Here is a 22,148-nt window from a genome sequence, read left to right on the forward strand (position 1 = left end):
TTCTCTCCCAGACCCTTCGCCAAGCGTTTCGGCGCGGCGGCGGACAGGACGAGAAGAGGAAAGGAACCGGAACGATGAAGATCATCCCTGTGAACAAGACGCGCGGCGTGAAGACTCTCTCCAAGGCCAATCTCGGCGCGGCGCTGGCGGCTGTCGCCATCGCCATGGCTCCCGGTGCAGCGCAGGCCCAGCTTCTCGGCGGTGGCGGCGGCCTCGGCGGCAGTCTGGGCGGGGCGCTGGGCGGTTCCTTCGGGGGCAGCATCGGTTCTGTCGGCAATTCGATCGAAGGCATGGGCAGTGGCGCCGGCGACATGAGCGTCACGCGCAGTGCCCGTTCGGCGACCGGATCGGCTTCGGGAAGCGGCCGTGGCAGCGCCAGCGCCAGCAAGAAGGTCACGGCGCCCGCTGTGTCCGCGCCCGACACCTCCGGCGCCAGCGAGGCCGTTTCCAACGCACGCGGCTCGACCAGCGGACTTGCCGGATCGGCCGTTTCGGGCGTGACATCGCGGGCCGGATCGGCCCCCGACACGCTTGGTTCGCTCGCCGGCAACACGGCGGCTTCGGGCAGCGGTGCCCTCTCCGGTGCGGCGAGCCATTCCGCGTCTGGAACCGGCGCGAGCGGCTCCGCGACGGGTAATGGCGCATCGAGCAGCAACCTGACCGCCCCGGCACTGCCCGATGCCACCGGTACAGCCAGCGGCGCCGCCTCCCGCCTTGCAGGGACAGCCGGATCGGCCCGCGACATGACAGCCAGCCGCGCATCGGACGCAGCTTCTTCGGCGCAGAACACGGCTTCGACTGCGAATGCGCAAGGCTCCGGCACTGGCGACGGCACGGTTTCGGCCGGAAAGCACAATGCCTCGGCCGCGGGCGCTGCTTCGGGCTCGGGTTCGGCCAGCGGCGGCTCCGTCAGCCTGGGCGCCTCGGCAAACGGGAACTGAACCGGAAACCCCAGAAGCGAAAGCAGGAAACCGTCCTGTCAGAACAGGACGGAGGAAACGAAACCCGCGAAAGCTCACCACGGCTTCCGCGGGTTTCGATGTCGCTGCGCAGGCCTCGCCCGATGCTGACCGATGAGGCCACCAAGGCTACAGACTTTCCGCGCAGGGTGCGCTGGCAGGTGGGTTTAACGATATGGAAATCTGCCACCAGCAAGTAATGGTGTGACGCGATTCCGCGCCGATGCTTTTGAAACGATTTTATGGGGCCAGACCTTCGATGACTCCCACCATGGCTGTTAACGACCTGGCGAGCGCTGCGGCGCCGGGGATGGAAGTCGATCCGGCGGTCTACAAGACCCTGCTGGAATCGACATTGGCCATTCCATGGAAGATCGACTGGGCGACGATGCGCTTCGCATATATCGGCCCGCAGATCGAACCGCTGCTTGGCTGGTCGCAGGAAAGCTGGATCTCGGTAGAGGACTGGGCCTCCCGTATCCATCCGGACGACCGCGAACATGTGGTCAATTTCTGCGTCTCGCAGTCGGTCGCAGGCAAGGACCACGAAGCGGACTACCGGGCGTTGACCAAGGATGACGGCTATGTCTGGATCCGCGACGTCGTGCATGTGGTGCGCGGCGAAGGCGGGGAGGTCGATAGCCTGGTCGGCTTCATGTTCGATATCAGCGAGCGGAAACGCATCGAGCACGAACTCATCAAGATGCAGAAGAAGCTCGAGGCGCTCTCGTTCGAGGATGGCCTGACCGGAACGTCCAACCGGCGCCATTATGACGAGCGGCTCAAGGCGGAGTGGAAAGGCGCCCAGACCGGCCAGCATCCGCTTTCGCTGATCCTGCTCGATATCGACCACTTCAAGGATTACAACGACTTCTACGGCCACATCCAGGGCGACGAATGCCTGGTCAGAATAGCGAACGCGCTGAAGGAGATCGGAATCCGTCCTCGCGACGTGGTCGCTCGATGCGGGGGCGAGGAGTTCGTCCTCCTGCTGCCGGAAACGAACGAAGCTGCCGCGGCCGTGCTGGCAGAGCGTTGCCGCGCGGCGATCGAAGGCCTGCATATCCGGCACGAACGGTCCAGCTGCAGCGCATTCGTGACCGCGAGCGTCGGCGTCGGGACGGTCATTCCGCCTTTCGACAGTGATGCGCTCCATTTCTGCGATGCCGTGGACAAGTTGCTCTATGCGGCCAAGCAGGAAGGTCGCAATCGGGTCAGATCGACAGTCTCGGCATAATTGCGGCTGCCGTCGGACGTGATGATCCGGGGGTGGATCCACTGCGGGCATTGGCTCGGGGACGGTCATCCGGCATCGTCGTTGAGGACGCGTTCGAACACGCCCATATTGAAGGCGAGGTAGATGGCATGCCTTCGGTTGCTCGCCTTGAGCTTCAGGCAGGCATTTCTTAAGTGAAACCGCACCGTCGTGTGGCTTATCCCCAATGACCTGGCGATCACGGCATCGGTTTCACCTTCCGCGCTGAGCAACAGGATCTCGAATTCTCTGGAAGAAAGGAGCGGTTTCTCGTCATGGGAATTCGCATCCATCTGGAGTGCTCCGGCGGGCATGGCCTAGTGTCGCGCAAAACCATTCGGTGCTGATCGGGTAGCCGAATGGCCAGGCGGGGGATTCTCAGGGCGCCGCATATCCCGCGTCGACGTGAAGGGCATCGCCGTGTCCATGCCGATCTCCATGTTCAATCCGTTCGTTGGCTCCGGAAGGCATAGACGGGATCGTCCTTGCCCCGACAGCCGTGGAGATCGAGCGCCGCATACATTCCGCCCGTCATGTCGCGCGTGCTGGGTTCGCTGCGCGCCCAATCGAGTACGAACGTACGGTCGGCTATGGCCCAGCGCCCGTCGCGGCGTTCGAAACGGTCGACATAGCGGCCGCCCGTGAGGGTATCCGTCTTCTCGTCGCCGCGGCTGGTGGACACGGCGATCACGTAGGTTTCCCCGACTGCCCCGTCGCCTTCCACCTCGATCCACTGATTGGCGATCGAATGGAAGGTCTGCTCGTAAGCACTCTCGACCAGCCTGCAGATCTCGGAGGCGAAGTCGCGGCCATTGCCGTTGAACACACCGCTGACGACGGAGGCATCCTCATGGAACACTTCCGACAGCAAATGCGGGTCCGCGCGGTCCACGCCGCGGCAGTAGGCCATGGTCACATCCGCGATCTGCTGTCGAGAGATCACTGCATCGATCGTCTGTTCGCTGTGTGTCATCGGCTTTGATCCTTTTGTCCTGTTCCTTGCATAAGCCTGGGCAAGCAGCGCGATGCCGGCGTCGGCGGCCCCATGCCCGCCTGTCGGCAACTGGCTGCCGAGCGAGCCCACGCCCGGCAGAGGCAATCCCCCGTCCCAGTTGAGGCTGGTGTCCAGCACGTAATTGCGCTGCGTCAGGCGCCAATGGCCGGAGCGTTTCTCGTGCCGGTCGAGGTAACGACCGCAGATCAGGTGCTGCGTGGCCGGTCCCTGCGCGCCGGCGCTCGATGCATAGGCCATGACATAGCTTTCGGAGATTGCCCGCTCGCCGTCCGTCTCGGTCCACATCTGGCCGGTTCGGTGCAGGGTGACCGGGCCGGCTTTCTGGGCCTCTGAAAGAATGGCCACGAATTCGGATGCCCCGCCGGTGAAGAAGCGGTAGTCCACGAATGCATCGTCATGATAGCAACTTGCCAGCAGGTCCGCGTCCGCACGGTCCACGCCCCGGCTGTGACGGGCGAGCACGTTTGCGATGTCCTGGCGATCGGCCAGCCAGCCAATGTCCCGGGCGCCGGTCATCGCAGGGTCTCCCCATTGTCGATGACGATATGAGTGCCCGTGATCTGGCGTGATTCCTCCGAAGCCAGGAACAGCACGAGGTTGGCAACGTCATCGGGACGCCCTTGGCCATGGGCATGGACCTGATCGAGCCCGGCGTCGTCCTGCGGCAATTGATCGAGCGCCTGCCGGGTCATCGGCGTATCGTGGGCGCCGGGCGCGACGGCGTTGACGCGGATGCCGTAGCCCATGTCCTGGCAGTGTACCGCGACGCTGCGGGTCAGGGCGATGATACCTGCCTTGGCCGCGCTATAGGCCGGGATCGCGGCAATGCCCTTGAGCGCGGCGACTGACGCGACATTCACGATCGAACCGCCCCAGGGTCCGTCGGCCCTCTTGGTCATGTGCGGCAGCGCGGACTTGCAGCCCAGGAAGCAGCCCTCGACCATGACCTGCATCTGAAGCCGGAAGGTCTCCAGCTCGCATTCCTCGACATTGCCGAAACGGACCAGCCCGGCATTGTTGACCAGCACGTCGAGCCGGCCGAAACGGGCCATCGTCTTCGCCACGACGTTGCGCCATTGGTCCTCCTCGCGGACGTCGTGCTGAAGGAACATGGCGCCCGGTATCGAGGCGGCGACCGTGCGGCCGCGATCGACCTGGACGTCCGTGATGACGACACTGGCGCCCTCTGCCGCCAGGAGCCGTGCATCGGCCTCGCCAAGGCCGGAAGCGCCTCCGGTAACGAGCGCGACTTTGCCTGCTACGCGGTTCATCCTGCTCTCCTTCCCATGCGCATGTCAGAAATCGAAGCTGACCGAGCCGCCCCACTGGCGCGGCGGGGCATAGCCGGCCAGCCCGGCATAGCCCGGACTGTCGTAGACGGTCGAAAGATAGCGGGAATCCAGCAGGTTGGTCGCCCATAGCCCGATGGACCAGACGCCGCCGCGCGGCTTGTAGGTCAAGGAGGCGTCGACAAGGTGGGTGGGCTGGATTTTCGAGCGCGGGGTGTCGAGGATCGCGGTGTAATACTTGGAACTGGTGTAGGTATAGCTGACGTCGCTGACCAGATCGGCATCGTCGCCCAGCGGGATCACGAAGTTCGCGCCGAAGCTGGCGTTCCACTTGGGCGCGTTCTGAAGCCGGTAGCCTTCCAGGTCGAGCGTCTCCCCGCTGAGGGGATCGCCATAGAGGAAGGTCTTGTACTTCGCGTCGAGATAGGCGAGCGAGGCGCGCAGGGTCATGCCGTCTACCGGGGCCGCGGTGGTTTCCAGTTCGAAACCCTTGATTTCGGACTTGCCGGCATTGAGGATGCGGTTTCCCTGGGTATTGGTGTCGGTGTCGAAGTAGATCTGCGCCACCTGCATGTCGCGATAATTGGTGTAGAACGCCGCAAGGTTCACGCGCAGGCGGTGATCCAGGAAGTCGGCCTTCACGCCGGCTTCGAAAGTATCGACTTTCTCGGGATCGTACGGATTCTCGCCGTCGGCGGGCACCCCGACGCGTGCGGTGAAGCCGCCCGACTTGAAGCCGCGCGCCCAACTGGCATAGAGCAGGGTGTCGTCGGCGATTTCATAGTCGGCGCCCAGCTTCCAGCCGACATTGTCCCAGCCTTTGCTGCCGCCCACGGTGAAGCTGTCGATGACGGTATTGCCCTCGCCGGTGTAGTTCGATCCTGCGGCCGCGCCGATGCTGGTGATGAGGCTGGGGGCCGATTCCGTCCGCTCGTGCGTGTAGCGGATGCCTGCCTGAAGCTTGAGCCGGTCGGTCACTTCCCAATAGGCCTGCGCGAAGCCGGAAACGGAGTAGTTGTCCTGATCCTGCAAGTTGGTCTGGAGCAAGCCCGGCGCCGCGAATTGCAGGCGGTAGGCCTGGATGTGATCGTAGTGGTCCTTGAGGTAGAAGCCGCCCACCAGCACGTTCAGCCTGTCCGAGAGTTCCAGATTGGTGCGCAGCTCCTGGCTGAATTGCCAGCCCACGGTTCGGCGGTACGTATCGTTGAGGAACAGGGGGGTACCGTCCTGATCGGTATATTCGCGGAGCTTGAAGCGCTTGTATCCGGTTATCGCGGTCCAGTCGCCCAGGCCGGTGTTGCGCCAGTTCATCGTCAGCGTGCCCGAATAAGTGTCCATGTTGGACTGATCGGGAACGGAGTTGTTGGCGCCGTAATATTTGTCTGGCGCTACGCACATGCCGTTCGTGGCGCAGGGGCTGACGTACATTCCCTCGGTGCCGGGGGCGACATAGAGCACTTCGCCGGGCCGCGCGCCGTTGATGACGATGGGCGATCCATTGCGGGCATTGACGTATTCGCCCTGAAGCGTCGCATCGAAATTGGCGCTGGGCGTGAAGCGCAGGTAGGCCCGCACTGCGTCGAGGTTCTTGCGCCCGAGGTCCGATCCGTCGACCACGTTCTTCACCCAGCCCTTGCGCTGGGTATGAATGCCCGCGACCTTGAGCGAGAGCACGTCATCGACCAGCGGCGCTTCGATGGAGCCGGTGAGGTCCATGCGGTTGTAATTGCCGTAGACCGCCTTGACGTGACCACCGAATTTGCCCGTGGGCTGGGCGGTGACCACGTTGATGACGCCGCCGGTGGTATTGGCGCCGAACAGCGTGCCCTGGGGGCCGCGCAGCACTTCGATGCGGTCCACGTCGTAAAGGTCGAGCAGCGCGCCCATCGAGAAGAACTGCGGGACACCGTCGACCACGATCGACACCGTATTGCCGGCGTAAGGGTCGGGTTCGATAACGCCGATGCCGCGCACGGTGAAGACGGCGCTCTGCGGGGTATTGGCGAAGTTGTCGATCTGGACGTTGGGAATCTGGCCCTGAAGCGCCTGAAGCGAAATGCCCTGGGTGCTGGCCAGGGCTTCGCCGCCCACCGCCGTGATCGAGATCGGCACGTCCTGCAGGTTCTCGGCCTTCTTCTGCGCCGTGACGACGATCTCCTGGATGCCCACCGGCATCCTGCTTTCGGGCTGGCGGGTCTCGGTCGGGGCGAGTTGCCCATCATCCTGGGCGCTATTCTGGGCGCTATTCTGGGCGAGGGCCGCCTGCGGCAGGATCATCGCCCCGGCAGCAAGAGCGAGGGGTGAGCTTGCATTGAGCCAGTTCTTCATCTTCCTACTCCCAACTGTTCTGTTTTTTATGGTTAGAGGTCGTTTCCCCGAACATGGCGGGCCAGCCGCCGAAGGTGGCGGCGGAACGCCGGGATCGGCTTGCAGCAAGATGCGTCGCTCATGGTTGGCGGTCCCCGGTGCCGGGACCGGAGCGCCTTCAGCGGCGGCCTTCGAGGTAGTCGTTCAGCACTTCATGGAAGAAGCGCACCCGGGTTTCCTGCGCGGCCAGATAGGCGTCCTGGTACCCGCGGGAGTGCATCCCCCGTTGCTGGCCTTCCGCCAGGAGCATGTCCTGGTAGACGATCTGGTCCCTGATCTCTGGTACGCCGCGGCCATTGTCGAAGGCGCGGCGCTGCATCTCCGCCTCGCGCAGGGGCTGGGGACCGGCCATGACCGATTCCACCACGCTCTGCCCCGCAACGGGGAAGGCCATGCACCACAAGTCGAACGTGCATTTGTTCGGATCGGTCGGATGCGGTTCGGTCCGGAAGAACACCAGATTGTCCGGCAGGAAGCTGATCGTGACATTGGGGAAGATCACCGTGTGCGGGCTGTCGGTGATCTCCTCGTCGTCCATGTTCTCGTAGTGGACGTAGCCGCGCTCCTTCCAGAGCCGCTTTTTCGCGGCCTTGAGATCGAGCCAGCCCTGCATCGCCTTGGTTTCGAAATCGGGATAGGACTGCGGATCGATGTCCCAGGCCTGCAGGATCGCATCGAAGGGATGGTCCACACCCTCAGGCAGGCGGTCCGAGAGGGAAGGGCGCATGGGCTGGACGGTGCGGCCATGGCCCCCCGGCCACATCTCGTGCCGAGCGGTATCGACATCCTGGTCGATCCATGGCGGCACTTGCGGATGGGCGGTACGGGTGTGGTAGCTTTCCGAGAAGTTGTCGGTGGCGAACTTCCAGTTGGTGTCGAGGTCGATCTTCATCCAGAACACGCGGACGGCGGTGTCCATCGGATAATGGCGATAGAGTTCCGGCATCGGTGCCAGAAAATCCAGAAGTTCCGGGGTCTCTTCGTCCATCGTGTACCACACGAAGCCGCCCCAGGTGGCGCAGCGCAGTTCCTTCAGCTTGAGCTTGCCGCAGGGATTGCCCTGGGGAAAATCCTCCGGGTCCTGTGCCTTTGCCAGCACGCCGTCCTTGCCCCAGACCCACCCGTGATAGGGGCACTGGAAGGATTCCTGGGAGCTTGAATTCCAGACCAGGCGTTGCCCGCGGTGACCGCAGGTGTTGTAGAACGCCTTGATCGCGCCGTCCTCCTGGAGAACGCAGAACACGGATTCGTTCATGAAGTCATGGACGATGTAGTCGCCGGGTTCCTCCAGTTCGGCAGTGCGGCCAGCGACATGCCAGATGCGGGTCCACATGTGGTCCCATTCGCGCTGCATGAAGGCGGGGGAGGTGTAGCGATCGCCCGTGATCGGATCGCCCCTGAGGTTCGCAGCGTCGCGCCCATCCAGCGCGGACGCAAGGGTGCCTTGCCTTCCCATCTCGTTTTCCTTCCGGCATGTGCCCGATCCGGCCCGTCCCTTGTCAGGACCCTGGCCGGCGCCTCTCTCCTGGCGCACCGCTTTGCCCGAAAGCCTGCAGCCGCCTGTCGAGGAGAAGAATAACGAATTTGGTCGGTCGACCTACCTGTTAAAACAATCAGGCCTGCAGGCTGACGAGGCCCGCCGTGAAGAACCGCAGGGCCGGCTGGGCGATGTCCTCAAGTTTACGGGCGGAAAAGTGGCCATCGGTAAGATCGTCCAGGAACCCGGGATCCTGCACCATGAAGATCAGGGCCGCCTCGATCAGATAGACGGCGGCAAGAAGGTCGCTCTCGGCCATGGCCGGCAGGTGGATCCGCAACCGTTCCGTGAGCATGCCGGAAATAACCGACAGCTTGGCCAGGATCGGTCGCAATTCCGGCATGCGATACGCGCTCATCAGGTGCGAGGTCATGACGATGTAATTGCGCAGAGGGCTGGCCTCGCATGAGGCGGCGGTGAGGAACGGCAGAATGAAGGCGGTCACGATTTCGCGAGGCCCGAATTCGCCTTCAGCCGCTTCAGCAAGCTCGAAGCTTGCCGCGATCCTGCCTTGCAACAACGGCAGCTTGCGTTCCAATGCCGCATCGAGAATGAGGTGCTTGTTGCCGAAGTGATAGTGGACCACGCCCATGCGGACACCCGCTTGCGCCGCGATATCGCGAAGGGAGGTTCCCAGATAGCCGTTTTGCGCAAAAAGCACTTCGCAGGCATCTAGTATCGCATGGCGCGTTGCCTCCCCCTTGGTGGAGGGCCGTGCGGAATGCTGAATGGCTGGCGTCGACATGTGACAGGTCATCGCTTCTAAACGGCCGTACAGCAACCCGATCTCGTATTAAATCCGCCGGCTTCCCTCTTCCAGGCCCGGTGCCAACCGGGCACCGGGCCTGGAAGGCCATGTTACGGGACACATCCTCGTCGCTCAGACTGAGGAACGTGCGCAGCAAAGCCAAGGGCGGAGAGATCGTCGGATTCCGGCTTTCCAGTTCGACGGTGGCCCGCGCATCAGGCAGCCAGGCCTTGCAAGGCAAAGCGCAACGGCAGGGATGGGCGGCTTGCGGCGTCAGACCTCGATGTAATAGTCCTTGGGAAAGTCCGCTCCGCCATAAGCCTTGCGCATGGTCCACGGCTGGGCATCCGCTTGCCAATAGCTGTCGCTGGCTGGCAGCCCGAGCGCCAGCAGGCTTTCTGCGGCGATATACATGCTGCCGGCATTTGAATAGACATCGCCCAGGCTGGGCTGGTGCCGGGCGAAGCCGATCGTCAGGAAGCCCTTGGCGTCGAAATTGCTGGGATCGGTGAAGATACGGCGCTGCGTTGCCAGCGTGGCAGCCCGCACTTGACCTTCGGGCAGCTTGGCGTGAAGCAGCTTCTTCCACGCGAGATAGGCCAGCGGCTGGTGGACTGCCGTACGGTAAGTGAGCGACCGGCCGACCGGCGGAAATGCGCCATCCGGGCCGATCATGCGCTCCAACACCTCACCGAAGCGCTGCATCCGCTTCACTTGCGTTGTCAGGCGCTCTGCGGGGTCCAGCTTGTTGAACTTGATACCGGTGCGGACCAGCACATCCAGGATCTGCGTGAGCATCGGATGGATGACGTAGCTGTTGTACATGTCGAAGTGGAAGTGCTCACCGTCGCCGTACCAGCCGTCTCCGACGTACCATTCGCCGAACTTGCGGAGGGCAAGGTCGATGCGGATCGGGTCCCACTGGGCGCCGACAGACAGCAGGAAGGCCTCGTTCATGGCGGCGAACAGCAGCCAGTTCGTGTAGGGCGGCGTTACGTGCCGCAAGCCCTGGATCTCGGCGATGATCCGGGTCTTGGTGGCCGCGTCCAGCGGGTCCCACAGGATTTTCGGCGCGCGCAGGAGGGCGCTCGTGAAATAGGCCGAATCCACCAGCGGCTGGCCTTCCGCGCTCCACAGCAGGTAGTCCGGGCTCTTGGGATCGACGCTGTGGACGTAGCTTGCCAGCGCCTGCTCCCGCAATTGGGCGCGCATACGCGATTCCGCGCTGTTGTCATCGGGCAGGGCAAGCCAGGGCGTAATGCCGTCGATCAACCGGCCGAATGCCTCCAGATAGGCGACCTTGGGATTCCGGCCATCCCAGCTTGGGCTGAGTTCCGGGGACCAGTCCTGCTGAAGACGCCCCTGCGCCATGCGGGAGAGTACCGGCGTCGCCATGCGTTCCAGCAGGCCCAGCATATAGGCGCGGTCATCCGTTCCCGCGTGGAGGCCGGCCTGGCCGAGTGGCTTTTGCCCGGCAACGCGGGCAGCGGCGGCGCCGGTCGAAAGCGCTGCGGTGCCCGCCACGGCGCCAGCCAGCAGCGCGCGGCGATCCAGATTCATGGTCATGTTCAGTCCTTTGGAATCGAGAAGTCGAGCGTTTGGGAAGCAGCGTAGGCGTCCCACGCCTGCCGCGTCGCGAACATGTCCTGTCCCTTGCTCCACGCGCTGCCCGAATAGTAGACAAAGGGCTTGCCGGGCAGAACCTTGAGCAGGACGAGGTAATTGTCCGCATCCTGTTTCACCTCGGCAATCATGCCGGGGTCGACACGGACGGCGATCGCCATGTGGCCATGCGCACCGTCTTCGGGTCCCCACCAGGAGATCAGGCCCTTGGCGCGATCGATCGTCGCTTCGCCATCGCGCGCGCCGGTCGTGCGCTTGCCGATGCCGATCCCGACCACCAGCGGCGCCGAGGAATCCGATTGCAGGGTCGAGACCATCCGCGTGAAATGCGTGCCGAGCGGCAGCGTGAAGCGGCGTGTCTCCCAGACCTTGCGATCCACATCCACCGGCCAGGGCGCGTAATCCACGCTGAAATCCGCCTCCTTCCCGCCGGACTTCAGGATACGCGCGCGCAGGTAATTGCGGGAGGTCCACAGCTTGTTGTCCTGCCAGATGCCCAGCCCGCCCGCGCCGCGCCCGGTACCCACGTTGTAGAAGTCCAGGCCTTCGCCGTGATAGCCGTGCTGGTCGCCGCTGCTCAGCTGCCGGTCGGCGAAGGGCCAGGCGACGTTCTTGCCCCAGCTGTCGATGCCCGACCCCGATGGCGGTTCGGCGGCTTCCAGCGCGCGGCCATAGATGCGGTGCGCGGTCTTGTCGTTTTCCCAGAGAAGGTCGTCATAGCGATAGGGGGCGAACTGGGCGACGGCGGCCGGTGTCTTGCTTTTGGGCGGAGGAAGCGGCTTTTCCACCTTGAGCTGCGCGTCATCCTGCCGCTGGGCGTACAGGCTGGCCGGCGCGCAAGCGATCGCTATTGCCAATCCCGCTGCGATCCTGCTGCGCGCGGATCTGTGAAACTGCCCCATGTCCTCTCCAAGACTATGTGTCAAAGTTGTATGCCAACCTGATAAATTGCTATCTGTCGTTTGCCAAGCGCTTCGTGTAGGAATGGAACCGTTCGGGAGGTTTTCTCCCGTCAACGACGAAAGACTGCCCATGGTGAAAGCCGCCTCCCTGGCCGATATCCTCTACGCGAAGCTGGAGGAGGAGATCATCTCCGGGGTCATTCCCGCCGGCTCCAAGCTACCCGCCCAGAAGGACATCGCCGAGCGCGAGGAAGTGAGTCGGACCGTGGTGCGGGAGGCTGTGGCCCGGCTGGAGGCGCAGGGCTTTGCAGTCGCCCGGCAGGGGTCGGGAGTCTATGTCTCCGAAACGGCGCAGTACCGGGCCTTTCAGGTCACGAAAGAAGAGCTTTCCGAGCTTTCCGACGTCATCAAGCTACTGGAAATGCGGCAGGCGATCGAGGCTGAGATGGCCGGTCTTGCGGCGGCCCGGCGCACGCAGGCGGATATTGCCGAAATGCGCGCGGCTCTGCGACGCATGCGCGAGGTGGGTGACGATCCCGCCGCTTCGGCACAGGTCGATAGCGAGTTCCATCTGGCCATCGCCCGGGCGACGCAAAACGATTATTTCGTGCGATTCATCCAGTTCCTGGGGGTGAGGCTGGTTCCGCCGCGCAGTCTCTATCTGCGCGATCAGTCCGAAGACGTGCATCAGGCCTATGTCGGCAAGGTCAGTGACGAGCACGAGGCCTTGCTGGAGGCGATCATTCGCATGGACATCGAGGGCGCCCGCCTGGCAGCACGGCTGCACATGCAGGAGAGTCTGATCAGGCACTCCGAACTGAGCGACGCTATCGCCAGCGGCAATGACGGATCGAGGCCCAAGTAGTCCGACAATTGACAAGCATCCAAAGTTATATGACAACTCTCTCATCGCGCGACGAATCGCGGATGAGGGAGGATGATCATGAGGGTGGTTACAGCCGCAGTCTCCACGGTGAGCGCTTTGGCAATTCTGGCAGCCTGCAACGCAGCCTCCGCGCAGGAGGCCGCCGCATCTCGTACCTCGGGTGAGGAGCCGAAAGCGGCGCCGGCAACCGAGGAAATTGTCGTCACCGGATTTCGCAAGAGCCTTCAGCAAGGGATCGAGCTGAAGCGTGAAGCCATCGGCGTGCGGGATTCCATCGTCGCGGAGGATATCGGCAAGTTCCCCGAGGCCAACGTCGCGGACTCGCTGCAGCGCATTCCCGGCGTGTTCCTGTCGAGGGACGGCGCCTCGAACGAAGGCCAGCGCATCAGCATCCGCGGTCTGGGCTCGGAATTCACCGTCACCACCATCAACAGCGCGCCCGTTCACACCACGTCATCGCAGAACGTCGGATCCTCGACGCGTGATTTCAACTACGACGTCTTTCCATCCGAACTGTTCGGCCGGGTGGACGTCTACAAGTCGCCGCTGGCCAACCTTGAGGAAGGCGGCATCGGCGGCAATGTCGACCTGCAGACGCCGCGTCCGTTCGACAGCGCGGGCCGGGTGATCCGCTATACCGCGCAGGCCAACTACAATACCCAGTCGAAGAAGTGGCAGCCGCGCGGATCGCTGCTGTTCAGCGATACCTGGGGCGATTTCGGCGTCCTGGTGGGCGCGGCCTATGCCAAGAACGTCAACGAGCGTTCGGGCTTCCAGTCGACCGGCGGCTACAATTCCTCCGCGATCGGGTCGCTGGCCTATCGAGGGCCGACGACCGTGGGCGGGCCTTTCCAGTTCCAGATGGACCTCGACAATCCGCTGGCGAACTATGGCGATCTGACCCGGGATCAGATCAACAACGCTTACTTGCCGCGCTTCTACCGGGTGTTCACATCCAACAATACACGCGAACGCATCGGCCTGGTGGGGTCTATCCAGTACAAGACCGATCGCCTGGATGTCAGCGTGGACGGCATATTCTCCGAACTGAAGGATGAGGCGGACGAATTCACCTTCGGCGCGGCAGTCCGCAATTCGCGCACGGTGCCCGGCACCACGAGTGCCCCCGGGGTCGGCACGAATTCGGGCATCATCCCGCTCGACGTGAAGATCGACGAGTTCAACAATCTCTACGGCACTTTCGGCAATACCAGCTTCATCCAGGAAAGCTTCTTCCGAAACGCCCGCACCCGTTTCAAGTACGGCATCGTGCGCGCGGTCTACGACCTGACCGATAATCTGAAACTGTCGGCGCAGGGCAATCTCAGCGACAGCAATGCGCGCTATACCGCCAATCGTATCACCAGCAATCTCTACGGGATCACCAGCACGTTCGATCCGACCGGCAACGTCACTTATCCCACGATCAGTTCGCCGGTCGATTTCACCGACCCCGCCAACTTCACCGCGCCGGGCCTCGGCTTCTCGCTCAATCGGGAGATCGACAAGGAAAAGACCGCCCGCGCGGTCCTGGACTGGGATCTGGTCGACGATGGTGACCGCACGTTCGCCGTCAAGCTGGGCGGCACCTATGTGGACACCGGCAAGGAAATCTCGCAGCAGGACGGCAGCAGCATCGCCTCCGCCCAACTCGCCGGGATGGACGTGTTCTCCAACATGGACCCGTACATCCAGTTCGGCCAGATCCGCGACGGTGGTAACCCGGGCTATCCTTCGCAGTTTGCCACGTTCCCGCGCTCTTTCGTGATGGATGATCTGGATGCCAATGCCGCCAACGCGGCGGCGCCGGTCAATCTCAATGGCGCGTTCAAGGCCAACGAGATCGTCAAGACGGCGTTCTTCGAAGCGAACTTCACGCTGCCGGTCTTCGGCAAGGAACTGCGCGGCAACGTGGGCATGCGCTATTCCGACACCTCGACGATCATTCACAACTACCAGAGCGCCGGCGCGGGCGTGTTCCTGCCGCAGCGGCGCGAGGGCGGCTATGACAACTGGCTGCCGTCGGCCAGTCTTGCCTACGACGTTACCGACAAGGTCGTCGTGCGCGCCTCCGCCGGCAAGACGATCACCCGCGCGGCACTGACGGCGATTGCCGGCGGCACCGTCGTCCCCAACGTGTTCAATGCCGACGTCACGGTGGGCAATCCGAACTTGCGCCCGCAGATGGCGACGCAATTCGACGCGGGCGTGGAATGGTACTTCGCGCCGGGCGGGCTGCTCAGCATCGGGGCCTTCAAGAAGGACATCGTCGACCGTGCGATGGCAGTGCAGGACTTCGTGACCTTCGGCTCGCTCGGCCTGCCGGACAGCGCCTTCAATGCCGTATCGCTGGGCTTCCCGGGCGGCGACATTCCCGACGATTTCCTGATCCGCCGGACCCAGTACGTCAATCAGGGCGAACTGAAGCTGAAGGGGCTGGAATTCGCCTATCAGCAGAACTTCACGTTCCTGCCCAAGCCGTTCGACGGGCTGGGCTTTACCGGAAGCCTGACCCTGATCGACCAGAAGGGCGACGACTTCGTCACGACGGAAGGTACCCGCGTGCCGATCCAGTTCGTGCCGAAGTATTCCTACAGCGCCACGGCGTTCTATGAAAAGGGACCCTTTGCGGTACGCGCTTCCTACAACTACCGCGCGAAGACGGGCATCACGTCGCAGAACACGGGGAACGACCAGATCCCCTACACGGCACCGCAGGGCTTCCTGGACGGCACGATCAGCTACAAGCTGAACGACATGATCGAACTGCGGATCGATGCGCTGAACATCACCAACGAGAACGTCTATATCTATTACTCCGACCCCGACGGCCCGAAGGGCAACGGTCAGTCGCGGCGCGACAATTCGTTCTTCAATGGCACGACCGTCTCTTTCGGCGTTCGCGGCAAATTCTGAGCCACTCCCGGCCGAGCGCCTGGGCGGATGTCCCGGGCGCTCTCTCTTTCGCGAGAGGATGACCATGCAGCAGGTGCCGCAAACCGTCGTGGAGGAGGGTGCAAGGGCACGCGTGTCGCAAAGTCGAATGCCCTCGCCGGGCCATCGCCGGAATGTCGATCGCCACGTTCGTCGGCACCGTTCTGCAATTGACCGGCAGCCATTCCTTGATCTTCATGGCGCCGGATGCGCCATTCTCATCGCCCTTGCGGCGCTTCACCTCATCAGCCCCCGCCTGACCCCGACAGGAGAACTCGCCTCGTGAATATCCGAAACCTGTTCCCCGCTGCACTGATCTGCGCGGCCCTCGCTACGCCCGCCCTTGCGGCGCCGACGGCACAGTCGCCCGTTGCGGCGGCGGTCAAGCTGGCCGACTGGCAGCTGGCCCATCTCGATGACCTGTCGCACATTCCCCGCGCCACGGAGGAGACCCGCAAGACCCGCGGGTGGGAGCAGGCCGTGTTCTGGGTGGGCATGACCGCGCTGGCCGATGCGGGCGCGCCGCCGCGCATTACCGAGGCGGTGCTGGCGATGGGCCGGCGCAACGCCTGGCGCCCGGGTGACAACCTCTATTTCGCCGACGATCAGGCCATCGCGCAAGCCTATGTCTGGGCGGCCGGCCACGGCGCGGGCGCGGCGGCGCTGGCCCCGACGAAGGCGGCGTTCGACACGGTGGTGGACAAGCCGGCCGTCACCACGCTGGCCTTCGCCATCCCGCCCGAAGGCTATGGCGCGACCGAGTGCCTGAAGCGCTGGTGCTGGTGCGACGCGCTGTTCATGGCGCCGCCCGCCTTCGCCGAACTCTCCCGCCAGACCGGCGACGATCGCTACCTGAGGTTCGCGATGAAGGAGTTCTGGGCGACGACGGACTTCCTCTACGACCCGGCCGAGCACCTCTACTATCGCGACAGCCGTTTCTTCGAGCGGCGCGACAACGGGCGCAAGGTGTTCTGGGCGCGGGGCAACGGCTGGGTGTTCGGCGGCATGGCGCGGGTGATCCCGCTGCTTGGCGCCGGCAGCGCCGACCGCACCCGGATGGAGGCGCTGTTCAAGGACATGGCAGCGAAGGTGAAGAGCCTGCAGAAGCCGGACGGCTACTGGGCGCCCTCGCTGCTTGCGCCGGAAAATTCGCCGCCGGAGACCAGCGGCACGGCGTTCTATACTTACGGCCTTGCCTGGGGAATCCATCAGGGCCTGTTGCCAAGGGCCGAGTATGAACCCGCGGTGCGCAAGGGCTGGGCGGCGCTGGAACGAGCGATCCAGCCGGACGGCCGCCTCGGCTGGGTGCAGCAGGTGGGTGACCGGCCCGACCAGGTCCTGCCCAGCGATACCCAGTACTTCGGCGTCGGCGCCTTCCTGCTCGCCGCGACGGCAGTGGCGGAACTCGACCGCAAGCCGCGCTGACGGAGACGATCCTTGTTTGAAAAGACCTATTACGGGGTCCACCCCGACATGATGCAGGGGGCAAGCAATGAAGACCTGCGCGAGCGCCATCTCGTCTCCGGCCTGTTCCGGCCGGGCGAGATCGTGCTGACTTACTCGCATGGCGAGCGTTTCATCATCGGCGGCGCGGTGCCGGAGCGTGAGCCGCTGGTGTTGCCGTGCCAGAGCAAACCCGAAAGCGCCGCCGGGCACCCCCTGCTGGAACGCCGCGAGCTGGCGGTGGTCAACATCGGGGCGGGCGTGGGGGTGGTCACGGCCGGGGGGCAGCCGTTCTCGCTGGCGAAGCATGAGGCGCTTTACGTGCCGATGGGCACCGATGCGGTCAGTTTCGCGGGCGAGGGCGCGCGTTTCTATCTGCTGAGCGTGCCGGCACACGCTCCGTTCCCCTTGCGCAAGGTGGGCATGGCCGATGCCAATGTGATGCGGCGCGGCAGCCTGGAGAATTCCAACGAGCGCACGATCTACCAGCTGATCCTGCCGCATACCTGCCAGAGCGCGTCGATCTGCCTGGGTCTTACCCGGCTGGAGCCGGGAAGCGTGTGGAACACGATGCCGCCTCACGTCCATGAGCGCCGCTCTGAAATTTATCTCTATTTCGATCTGGATCAGGACGATCGGGTGTTCCACTACATGGGGCGGCCCGAAGACTTGCGCCATATCGTGATGGAGAACGAAGACGTGGTGATCTCTCCGCCTTGGTCGGTCCACATGGGCGCCGGGACGCAAAACTACAGCTTCATCTGGGCGATGGCGGGCGAGAACCTGGATTACGAGGACATGGACGTCCTCGACATCTGCCAGCTGCGATAACGGGAGGGAATCAGGTGTCTCGCATGGGGAAATGGCGCGCGGCGGCGGCCGGAATCGGATTTTTGACGGCCACCATGGCGCAGGCACAGGCGCCGCAAGTGCAGCCGGTGCAGGTCGACCCGTCCCGTCCAGACTGGGAAAATCCGGCGGTCAACGCCATCGGCAAGCTGCCTGCCCGGGCGACCGGATTCCCCTTCGAGAGCCGCGAACGCGCCATCGCCGGTCATCGCACCCATTCGTCCCGGTTCCTGTTGCTGAGCGGGGAGTGGAAATTCGCGCTCTCCCCCAGCGCCGATGCGCTGCCTGCGGGTTTCGAGCAGCCTGGCTATGACGTGTCCGGCTGGAAATCGATCAAGGTTCCTGCCGACTGGCAGGCCGAAGGGTTCGACCAGCCGCGCTACAACAATATCACTTATCCCTTTCCCGCCAATCGGCCGCTGATCCCGCACGCGACCAATCCGGTCGGATCGTACCGCCGCGACGTGGAGGTTCCCGCGAAATGGAGCGGAGAGGACGTGATCCTGCACATCGGGGCGGCGGGATCGGCCTACTCTGTCTGGGTGAACGGCCGGAAGGTCGGCTACTCGGAAGACAGCAAGCTTCCGTCCGAATTCGATGTGACGGGCTTCGTTCATCCGGGCCGCAATACGGTGGCCATCCAGGTGTTCCGCTGGTCGGACGGATCTTATCTCGAGGATCAGGATTTCTGGCGCGTATCGGGCATCGAACGCGAAGTGTTCCTGATGGCGGCACCGAAGACGCGTATCCGCGACTTCTTCGTCCACGCCGGGCTGGACGAAAGCTTTGCCACCGGCACGCTGGCGGTCGACCTCGCGGTCACCCCCGGCGCTGCCACGAGCGCGCGCTACGTGCTGATGGACGGCGACCGAACGGTTCTGGAAGGGCGGCAGGCGGTGAGCGCCGGGCAGGCCGAGCGCAACGTCACGCTCACCGGCCGCTTGCCCGGCGTGAAGCCGTGGACGGCGGAAACGCCTCATCTCTATTTCCTGCTGGTCGAACTCTACGACGCCAAGGGGCGCATCCTCCAGTCCACTTATGCGCGCGTCGGTTTCCGCGATGTGGCGATCCGGGACGGTCTCGTCACCGTGAACGGCAAGCCGATCACCATCCGCGGCGTCAACCGGCACGAGCACGACCCGGAAACCTTCCACGTCGTGTCGCTGGAGTCGATGGAGCGCGATATCCAGCTGATGAAGCGCAACAATATCAATGCGATCCGCACGTCGCACTATCCCAACGATCCGCGCCTCTACGAACTTGCCGACCGCTATGGCCTTTATGTCATGGACGAGGCGAACCTCGAGAGCCATGCCTACATGGACTATGCCAACAAGCATCCGGAACGGCGGGCGGAATTCCAGCTTGGCTTCGATCCGGCGTGGAAGGACGCGCATGTCAGCCGCGCGGTGAACATGGTGGAGCGGGACAAGAACCACCCTTCGGTGATCTTCTGGTCGCTGGGGAACGAGGCGGGCATCGGTCCGAACTTCGCGGCGGCAGCGGCGGCGGTAAAGGCGCGAGATCCGGACCGGCTCATAAGTTACCTGGGCTGGGGCACCTGGGACGGGGTCAGCGACCATCGCCCCAACTGGTACGCGGACATCTACGCGCCGATGTACGATCCGGTGGAGAAGCTGGTCGACTATGCCAGGAACTGGAACTTCAAGCAGCCGATGATCCAGTGCGAATATGGCCACATGATGGGCAATTCGGGCGGCAACCTGAAGGAATACTGGGACACGATCTACGCCTACCCGGAAAAGCTGCAAGGCGGCTTCCTGTGGGACTGGGTGGACCAGTCGATGTACCGCTATACCAAGGACGGGCGCCGATACTGGGGTGACGGCGGAGAATATGGTCCCAATCCTGGCGGCGATATCGAATTCGGCGATGGCTTGCTGCAATCGGATCGGACCCCCAATCCGGCATTGTTCGAAGTGCGCAAGGTCTACGCGCCGATCCAGTTCGACAAGTTCGATCCGGCGACCGGCCGGGTTACCGTGCGCAACCGGCACGATTTCACCGACCTTTCCGGCTACACCTTCGATTGGGAACTGCTGGAGAACGGCGTTGCCGCGGCGCATGGCACATTGCCGGCACCCAGCGTGGCCGCCCATCACGCCGGTATTCTCACCCTTCCGGTGGAGACGTTTCCGCGCCGCGCCGGGGCTGAGTATTTCGTGACCGTCCGCGCCCATGCCAAAGCGGGCAGCGTGCCGGCGGTCGGGGGGGGACAGGTGATCGGCTGGGAGCAGTTCGCGCTCGATCCGGGCGCGCGCGTCATGGCCTCAGCCGTGGCGGGGCCGGTGGCGACCTCGGAAAGAGGCGGGGTCATCGAACTCTCGGCGAGCGGCGCCAGCCTGACGATCGATCGGGCCACCGGCCTGGTGCGATCCTATGCCCGCAACGGGCAAATGCTGGCCTCGGGCGGCACGCCCAATTTCTGGCGCGCGGTGACCGACAACGACATCGGCATCGGCACTGACCGCCAACTCGCCGTGTGGAAGGCCATGAGCCACGAACGCAAGTTGGTCGGCGTCACCTTGCGCGCGCTTGACGAAGGGGCGCGCGAAATTGCCGTGACCTACGAACTGGGCAAGGCAGACGCCCGTTTCGCGCTTCATTACCGCATGGCGGGGGATGGCTCTCTGGCGGTTTCGGGCGAGTTCACGCCGCTCAATAACGATCTGCCGCCGCCCTTCCGCGTGGGCCTGGAATTCAGCCTGCCGACCGATCTGGATACGGTGGAATGGTACGGACGCGGGCCGCACGAGAGCTATGTGGACCGCAAGACCTCGGCCCCCATCGGCCTCTGGCGCGGCCCTCTGGCGGCGCAGAACCACGATTACATCCGCCCGCAGGAGACCGGAAACAAGGTCGACGTGCGGTGGATCGAAGTATCGGGCGCGGGCAGGGGGCTGAGGGTGGAGGGCGAGACGCCGATCATGGCGAACGCCCTGGCATTCCCATACGAGGATCTCGACCGGCATGCCCCCGGAACGTGGAAATCCACCGATATCCGCCCGCACGATCATGGCACCCTGCTGATCGACGCGGCACAATGGGGCGTGGGCGGCGATACGCAGTGGAGCGAATTCGGCAAGCCCATGCTCCCCTATCGCACCCGCCTGGAACCCATGCGCTTCACGTTCCGGATCAGCACGTTCGACGGCGCCGGAACCGCGCCGGACAGCGCAAAGCCGGCGAACAATGCGGAACATGAATGATGCGAGCGACAGCAGGCGCGTTGGTTGCAGGGAGGATGGCCCGACAGGGCCGTTCGTCTAGGCGGCCGGTGACGCTGAGGCTCTGGCCGGGGGCGGGACATCCTCAGATCGGAACGTCTTCGCGATCGGGCGTGACGAAGCCGTAAGTGCGATACCTGCTGGTGAGGCTCTGCCCGTCGATCGTGATCTCGGTATAGCCTTCCGGCGTGCCGAGGAAGGCGCCGCGCCAGTCCGCGCCTGCCACGGCGCCGGTCGACAGGAAGCGCAGCCCGTTCAGGTCGATCTGCTCGTAGACATGGCTATGCCCTTGCAGCACGGCGAGAACATTGTAGCCGCGCAAGATCCGCAGAACTTCGCGGCCGTTGACCACGAATGTCCAGTTGTGCGGGGTATCGAGCCAGGACTCGGGCTCATAGCACTGCATGGCCGTGACGAGGGGGATGTGCGTCACCACGACGATGCGCTGGCCATGGGGCAGGGCGGTAAGGTCGGCGCGGAGCCATTCGAGCTGTTCCTGATCGACGCGCCCTTCGTAGTTGCGGTCGGCGGTCAGCCCGATGGAATCCAGCACGACGAAGTGAACGCCCTTGTGGTCGAAGGTGTAGTACCGCGGCCCGAAGCGATCGATGTAGAACTGCTTCCCGTAATCGCGCTCGTCCGGCGCCACACCGCTCTTGGGAAAGACGCCAAGGCAATCGTGGTTGCCCAGGACGTGGCGGACCGGCTTGCGCAGATGCGCCTTTTCCGTGCGCTGGTAGAGGTCCATCAGCATCGTGGCGCGTGCGCGGCCGGTTTCCAGGGCGTCCTCGACGTGATCGCCGCCGTGGATGACGAAGTCGCTATCGCTGGCGGAAATCTGCTCGAAACACATCGCGCAGGCCCGGTCTGCTTCCAGTTCCGGGCGGATGTGAGTGTCGCTGAGGAAGGCGAAGCTGAAGCGCTGGCCGCTGGAACGGGGCGCGGCAGCAGTCGGGGCGGCAACCAGGTTGATCGGCATCAGGGACGTGCCCAGAGCGACTTTCAGGAGATTGCGGCGGTCCATGCTGGTCCTTTCCGGGATGTGCTCGGGACGTGCCTCGCGCCGGGCGAGCGCACGTCCCGTTCAGGGCTT

General features: G+C 64.0%; 17 protein-coding genes. 8 read left to right on the forward strand and 9 right to left on the reverse strand.

The window, feature by feature from the left end; genetic code table 11:
• Window positions 1–74 precede the first annotated feature (74 nt).
• Together AB4Z00_RS12305 and AB4Z00_RS12310 are read left to right on the forward strand one after the other, a co-directional pair.
• Entirely contained in the window at window positions 75–941 is an 867-nt protein-coding gene (locus tag AB4Z00_RS12305; RefSeq protein WP_442046155.1) for a hypothetical protein, read from the forward strand.
• Window positions 942–1,230: 289 nt separating this feature from the next.
• The gene (locus tag AB4Z00_RS12310; RefSeq protein WP_243841030.1) at window positions 1,231–2,196 is read left to right on the forward strand and encodes a GGDEF domain-containing protein; all 966 of its coding nucleotides are present in this window, start codon (window positions 1,231–1,233) and stop codon (window positions 2,194–2,196) included.
• Between the two features lie 65 nt (window positions 2,197–2,261).
• Here AB4Z00_RS12310 and AB4Z00_RS12315 read toward each other — a convergent pair whose 3' ends face one another.
• The 8 genes from AB4Z00_RS12315 to AB4Z00_RS12350 all read right to left on the reverse strand — a co-directional run bounded on the left by AB4Z00_RS12315 (window position 2,262) and on the right by AB4Z00_RS12350 (window position 11,650).
• Entirely contained in the window at window positions 2,262–2,507 is a 246-nt protein-coding gene (locus AB4Z00_RS12315) for a LuxR C-terminal-related transcriptional regulator (protein ID WP_442046156.1), read from the reverse strand.
• Window positions 2,508–2,656: 149 nt separating this feature from the next.
• Window positions 2,657–3,745, reverse strand: coding sequence for a nuclear transport factor 2 family protein (locus AB4Z00_RS12320; protein WP_442046157.1), 1,089 nt, complete (start codon window positions 3,743–3,745; stop codon window positions 2,657–2,659).
• Window positions 3,742–4,500 (reverse strand): SDR family oxidoreductase, encoded by a 759-nt coding sequence (locus AB4Z00_RS12325; RefSeq protein ID WP_442046158.1) that lies wholly within the window; start codon window positions 4,498–4,500, stop codon window positions 3,742–3,744. The genes AB4Z00_RS12320 and AB4Z00_RS12325 overlap by 4 nt, the downstream gene beginning before the upstream one ends.
• A gap of 24 nt (window positions 4,501–4,524) precedes the next feature.
• Entirely contained in the window at window positions 4,525–6,846 is a 2,322-nt protein-coding gene (locus AB4Z00_RS12330; protein ID WP_442046159.1) for a TonB-dependent receptor, read from the reverse strand.
• Window positions 6,847–7,003: 157 nt separating this feature from the next.
• Window positions 7,004–8,341 (reverse strand): aromatic ring-hydroxylating oxygenase subunit alpha, encoded by a 1,338-nt coding sequence (locus AB4Z00_RS12335; protein WP_442046160.1) that lies wholly within the window; start codon window positions 8,339–8,341, stop codon window positions 7,004–7,006.
• Window positions 8,342–8,498: 157 nt separating this feature from the next.
• Window positions 8,499–9,167, reverse strand: a complete 669-nt coding sequence (locus AB4Z00_RS12340; protein WP_132266660.1) for a TetR/AcrR family transcriptional regulator — start codon at window positions 9,165–9,167, stop codon at window positions 8,499–8,501.
• A gap of 276 nt (window positions 9,168–9,443) precedes the next feature.
• A complete protein-coding gene (locus tag AB4Z00_RS12345; protein ID WP_442046161.1) occupies window positions 9,444–10,736 on the reverse strand; it encodes a DUF2264 domain-containing protein in 1,293 nt (430 codons plus the stop codon).
• Window positions 10,737–10,738: 2 nt separating this feature from the next.
• Window positions 10,739–11,650: a DUF4861 family protein gene (locus tag AB4Z00_RS12350; protein WP_442046162.1), complete on the reverse strand. Its 912-nt coding sequence runs from the start codon at window positions 11,648–11,650 to the stop codon at window positions 10,739–10,741.
• A gap of 175 nt (window positions 11,651–11,825) precedes the next feature.
• Here AB4Z00_RS12350 and AB4Z00_RS12355 point away from each other — a divergent pair, with 175 nt between their 5' ends.
• The 6 genes from AB4Z00_RS12355 (at window position 11,826) to AB4Z00_RS12380 (ending at window position 21,037) form a co-directional block, all read left to right on the forward strand.
• Window positions 11,826–12,560 (forward strand): FadR/GntR family transcriptional regulator, encoded by a 735-nt coding sequence (locus tag AB4Z00_RS12355; RefSeq protein WP_134094431.1) that lies wholly within the window; start codon window positions 11,826–11,828, stop codon window positions 12,558–12,560.
• Between the two features lie 78 nt (window positions 12,561–12,638).
• Complete coding sequence (locus tag AB4Z00_RS12360; protein WP_442046163.1) at window positions 12,639–15,497, forward strand: TonB-dependent receptor; 2,859 nt, start codon at window positions 12,639–12,641, stop codon at window positions 15,495–15,497.
• 152 nt (window positions 15,498–15,649) lie between these two features.
• Window positions 15,650–15,775, forward strand: a complete 126-nt coding sequence (locus tag AB4Z00_RS12365) for a hypothetical protein (RefSeq protein WP_279388324.1) — start codon at window positions 15,650–15,652, stop codon at window positions 15,773–15,775.
• A gap of 28 nt (window positions 15,776–15,803) precedes the next feature.
• The gene (locus tag AB4Z00_RS12370) at window positions 15,804–16,940 is read left to right on the forward strand and encodes a glycoside hydrolase family 88/105 protein (protein WP_442046216.1); all 1,137 of its coding nucleotides are present in this window, start codon (window positions 15,804–15,806) and stop codon (window positions 16,938–16,940) included.
• A gap of 12 nt (window positions 16,941–16,952) precedes the next feature.
• Window positions 16,953–17,789, forward strand: a complete 837-nt coding sequence (kduI, locus tag AB4Z00_RS12375; RefSeq protein WP_442046164.1) for a 5-dehydro-4-deoxy-D-glucuronate isomerase — start codon at window positions 16,953–16,955, stop codon at window positions 17,787–17,789.
• A gap of 23 nt (window positions 17,790–17,812) precedes the next feature.
• On the forward strand, window positions 17,813–21,037 hold the full coding sequence (locus tag AB4Z00_RS12380) for a glycoside hydrolase family 2 TIM barrel-domain containing protein (protein WP_442046165.1): 3,225 nt from the start codon (window positions 17,813–17,815) through the stop codon (window positions 21,035–21,037).
• Window positions 21,038–21,140: 103 nt separating this feature from the next.
• Here the strand turns inward: AB4Z00_RS12380 and AB4Z00_RS12385 are convergent, their stop codons facing one another.
• Complete coding sequence (locus tag AB4Z00_RS12385; RefSeq protein ID WP_442046166.1) at window positions 21,141–22,079, reverse strand: metallophosphoesterase family protein; 939 nt, start codon at window positions 22,077–22,079, stop codon at window positions 21,141–21,143.
• Between the last annotated feature and the right edge of the window lie 69 nt (window positions 22,080–22,148).

Origin of the sequence: Novosphingobium sp. YAF33 (assembly GCF_052113265.1) — a bacterium.
GTDB lineage: Bacteria > Pseudomonadota > Alphaproteobacteria > Sphingomonadales > Sphingomonadaceae > Novosphingobium.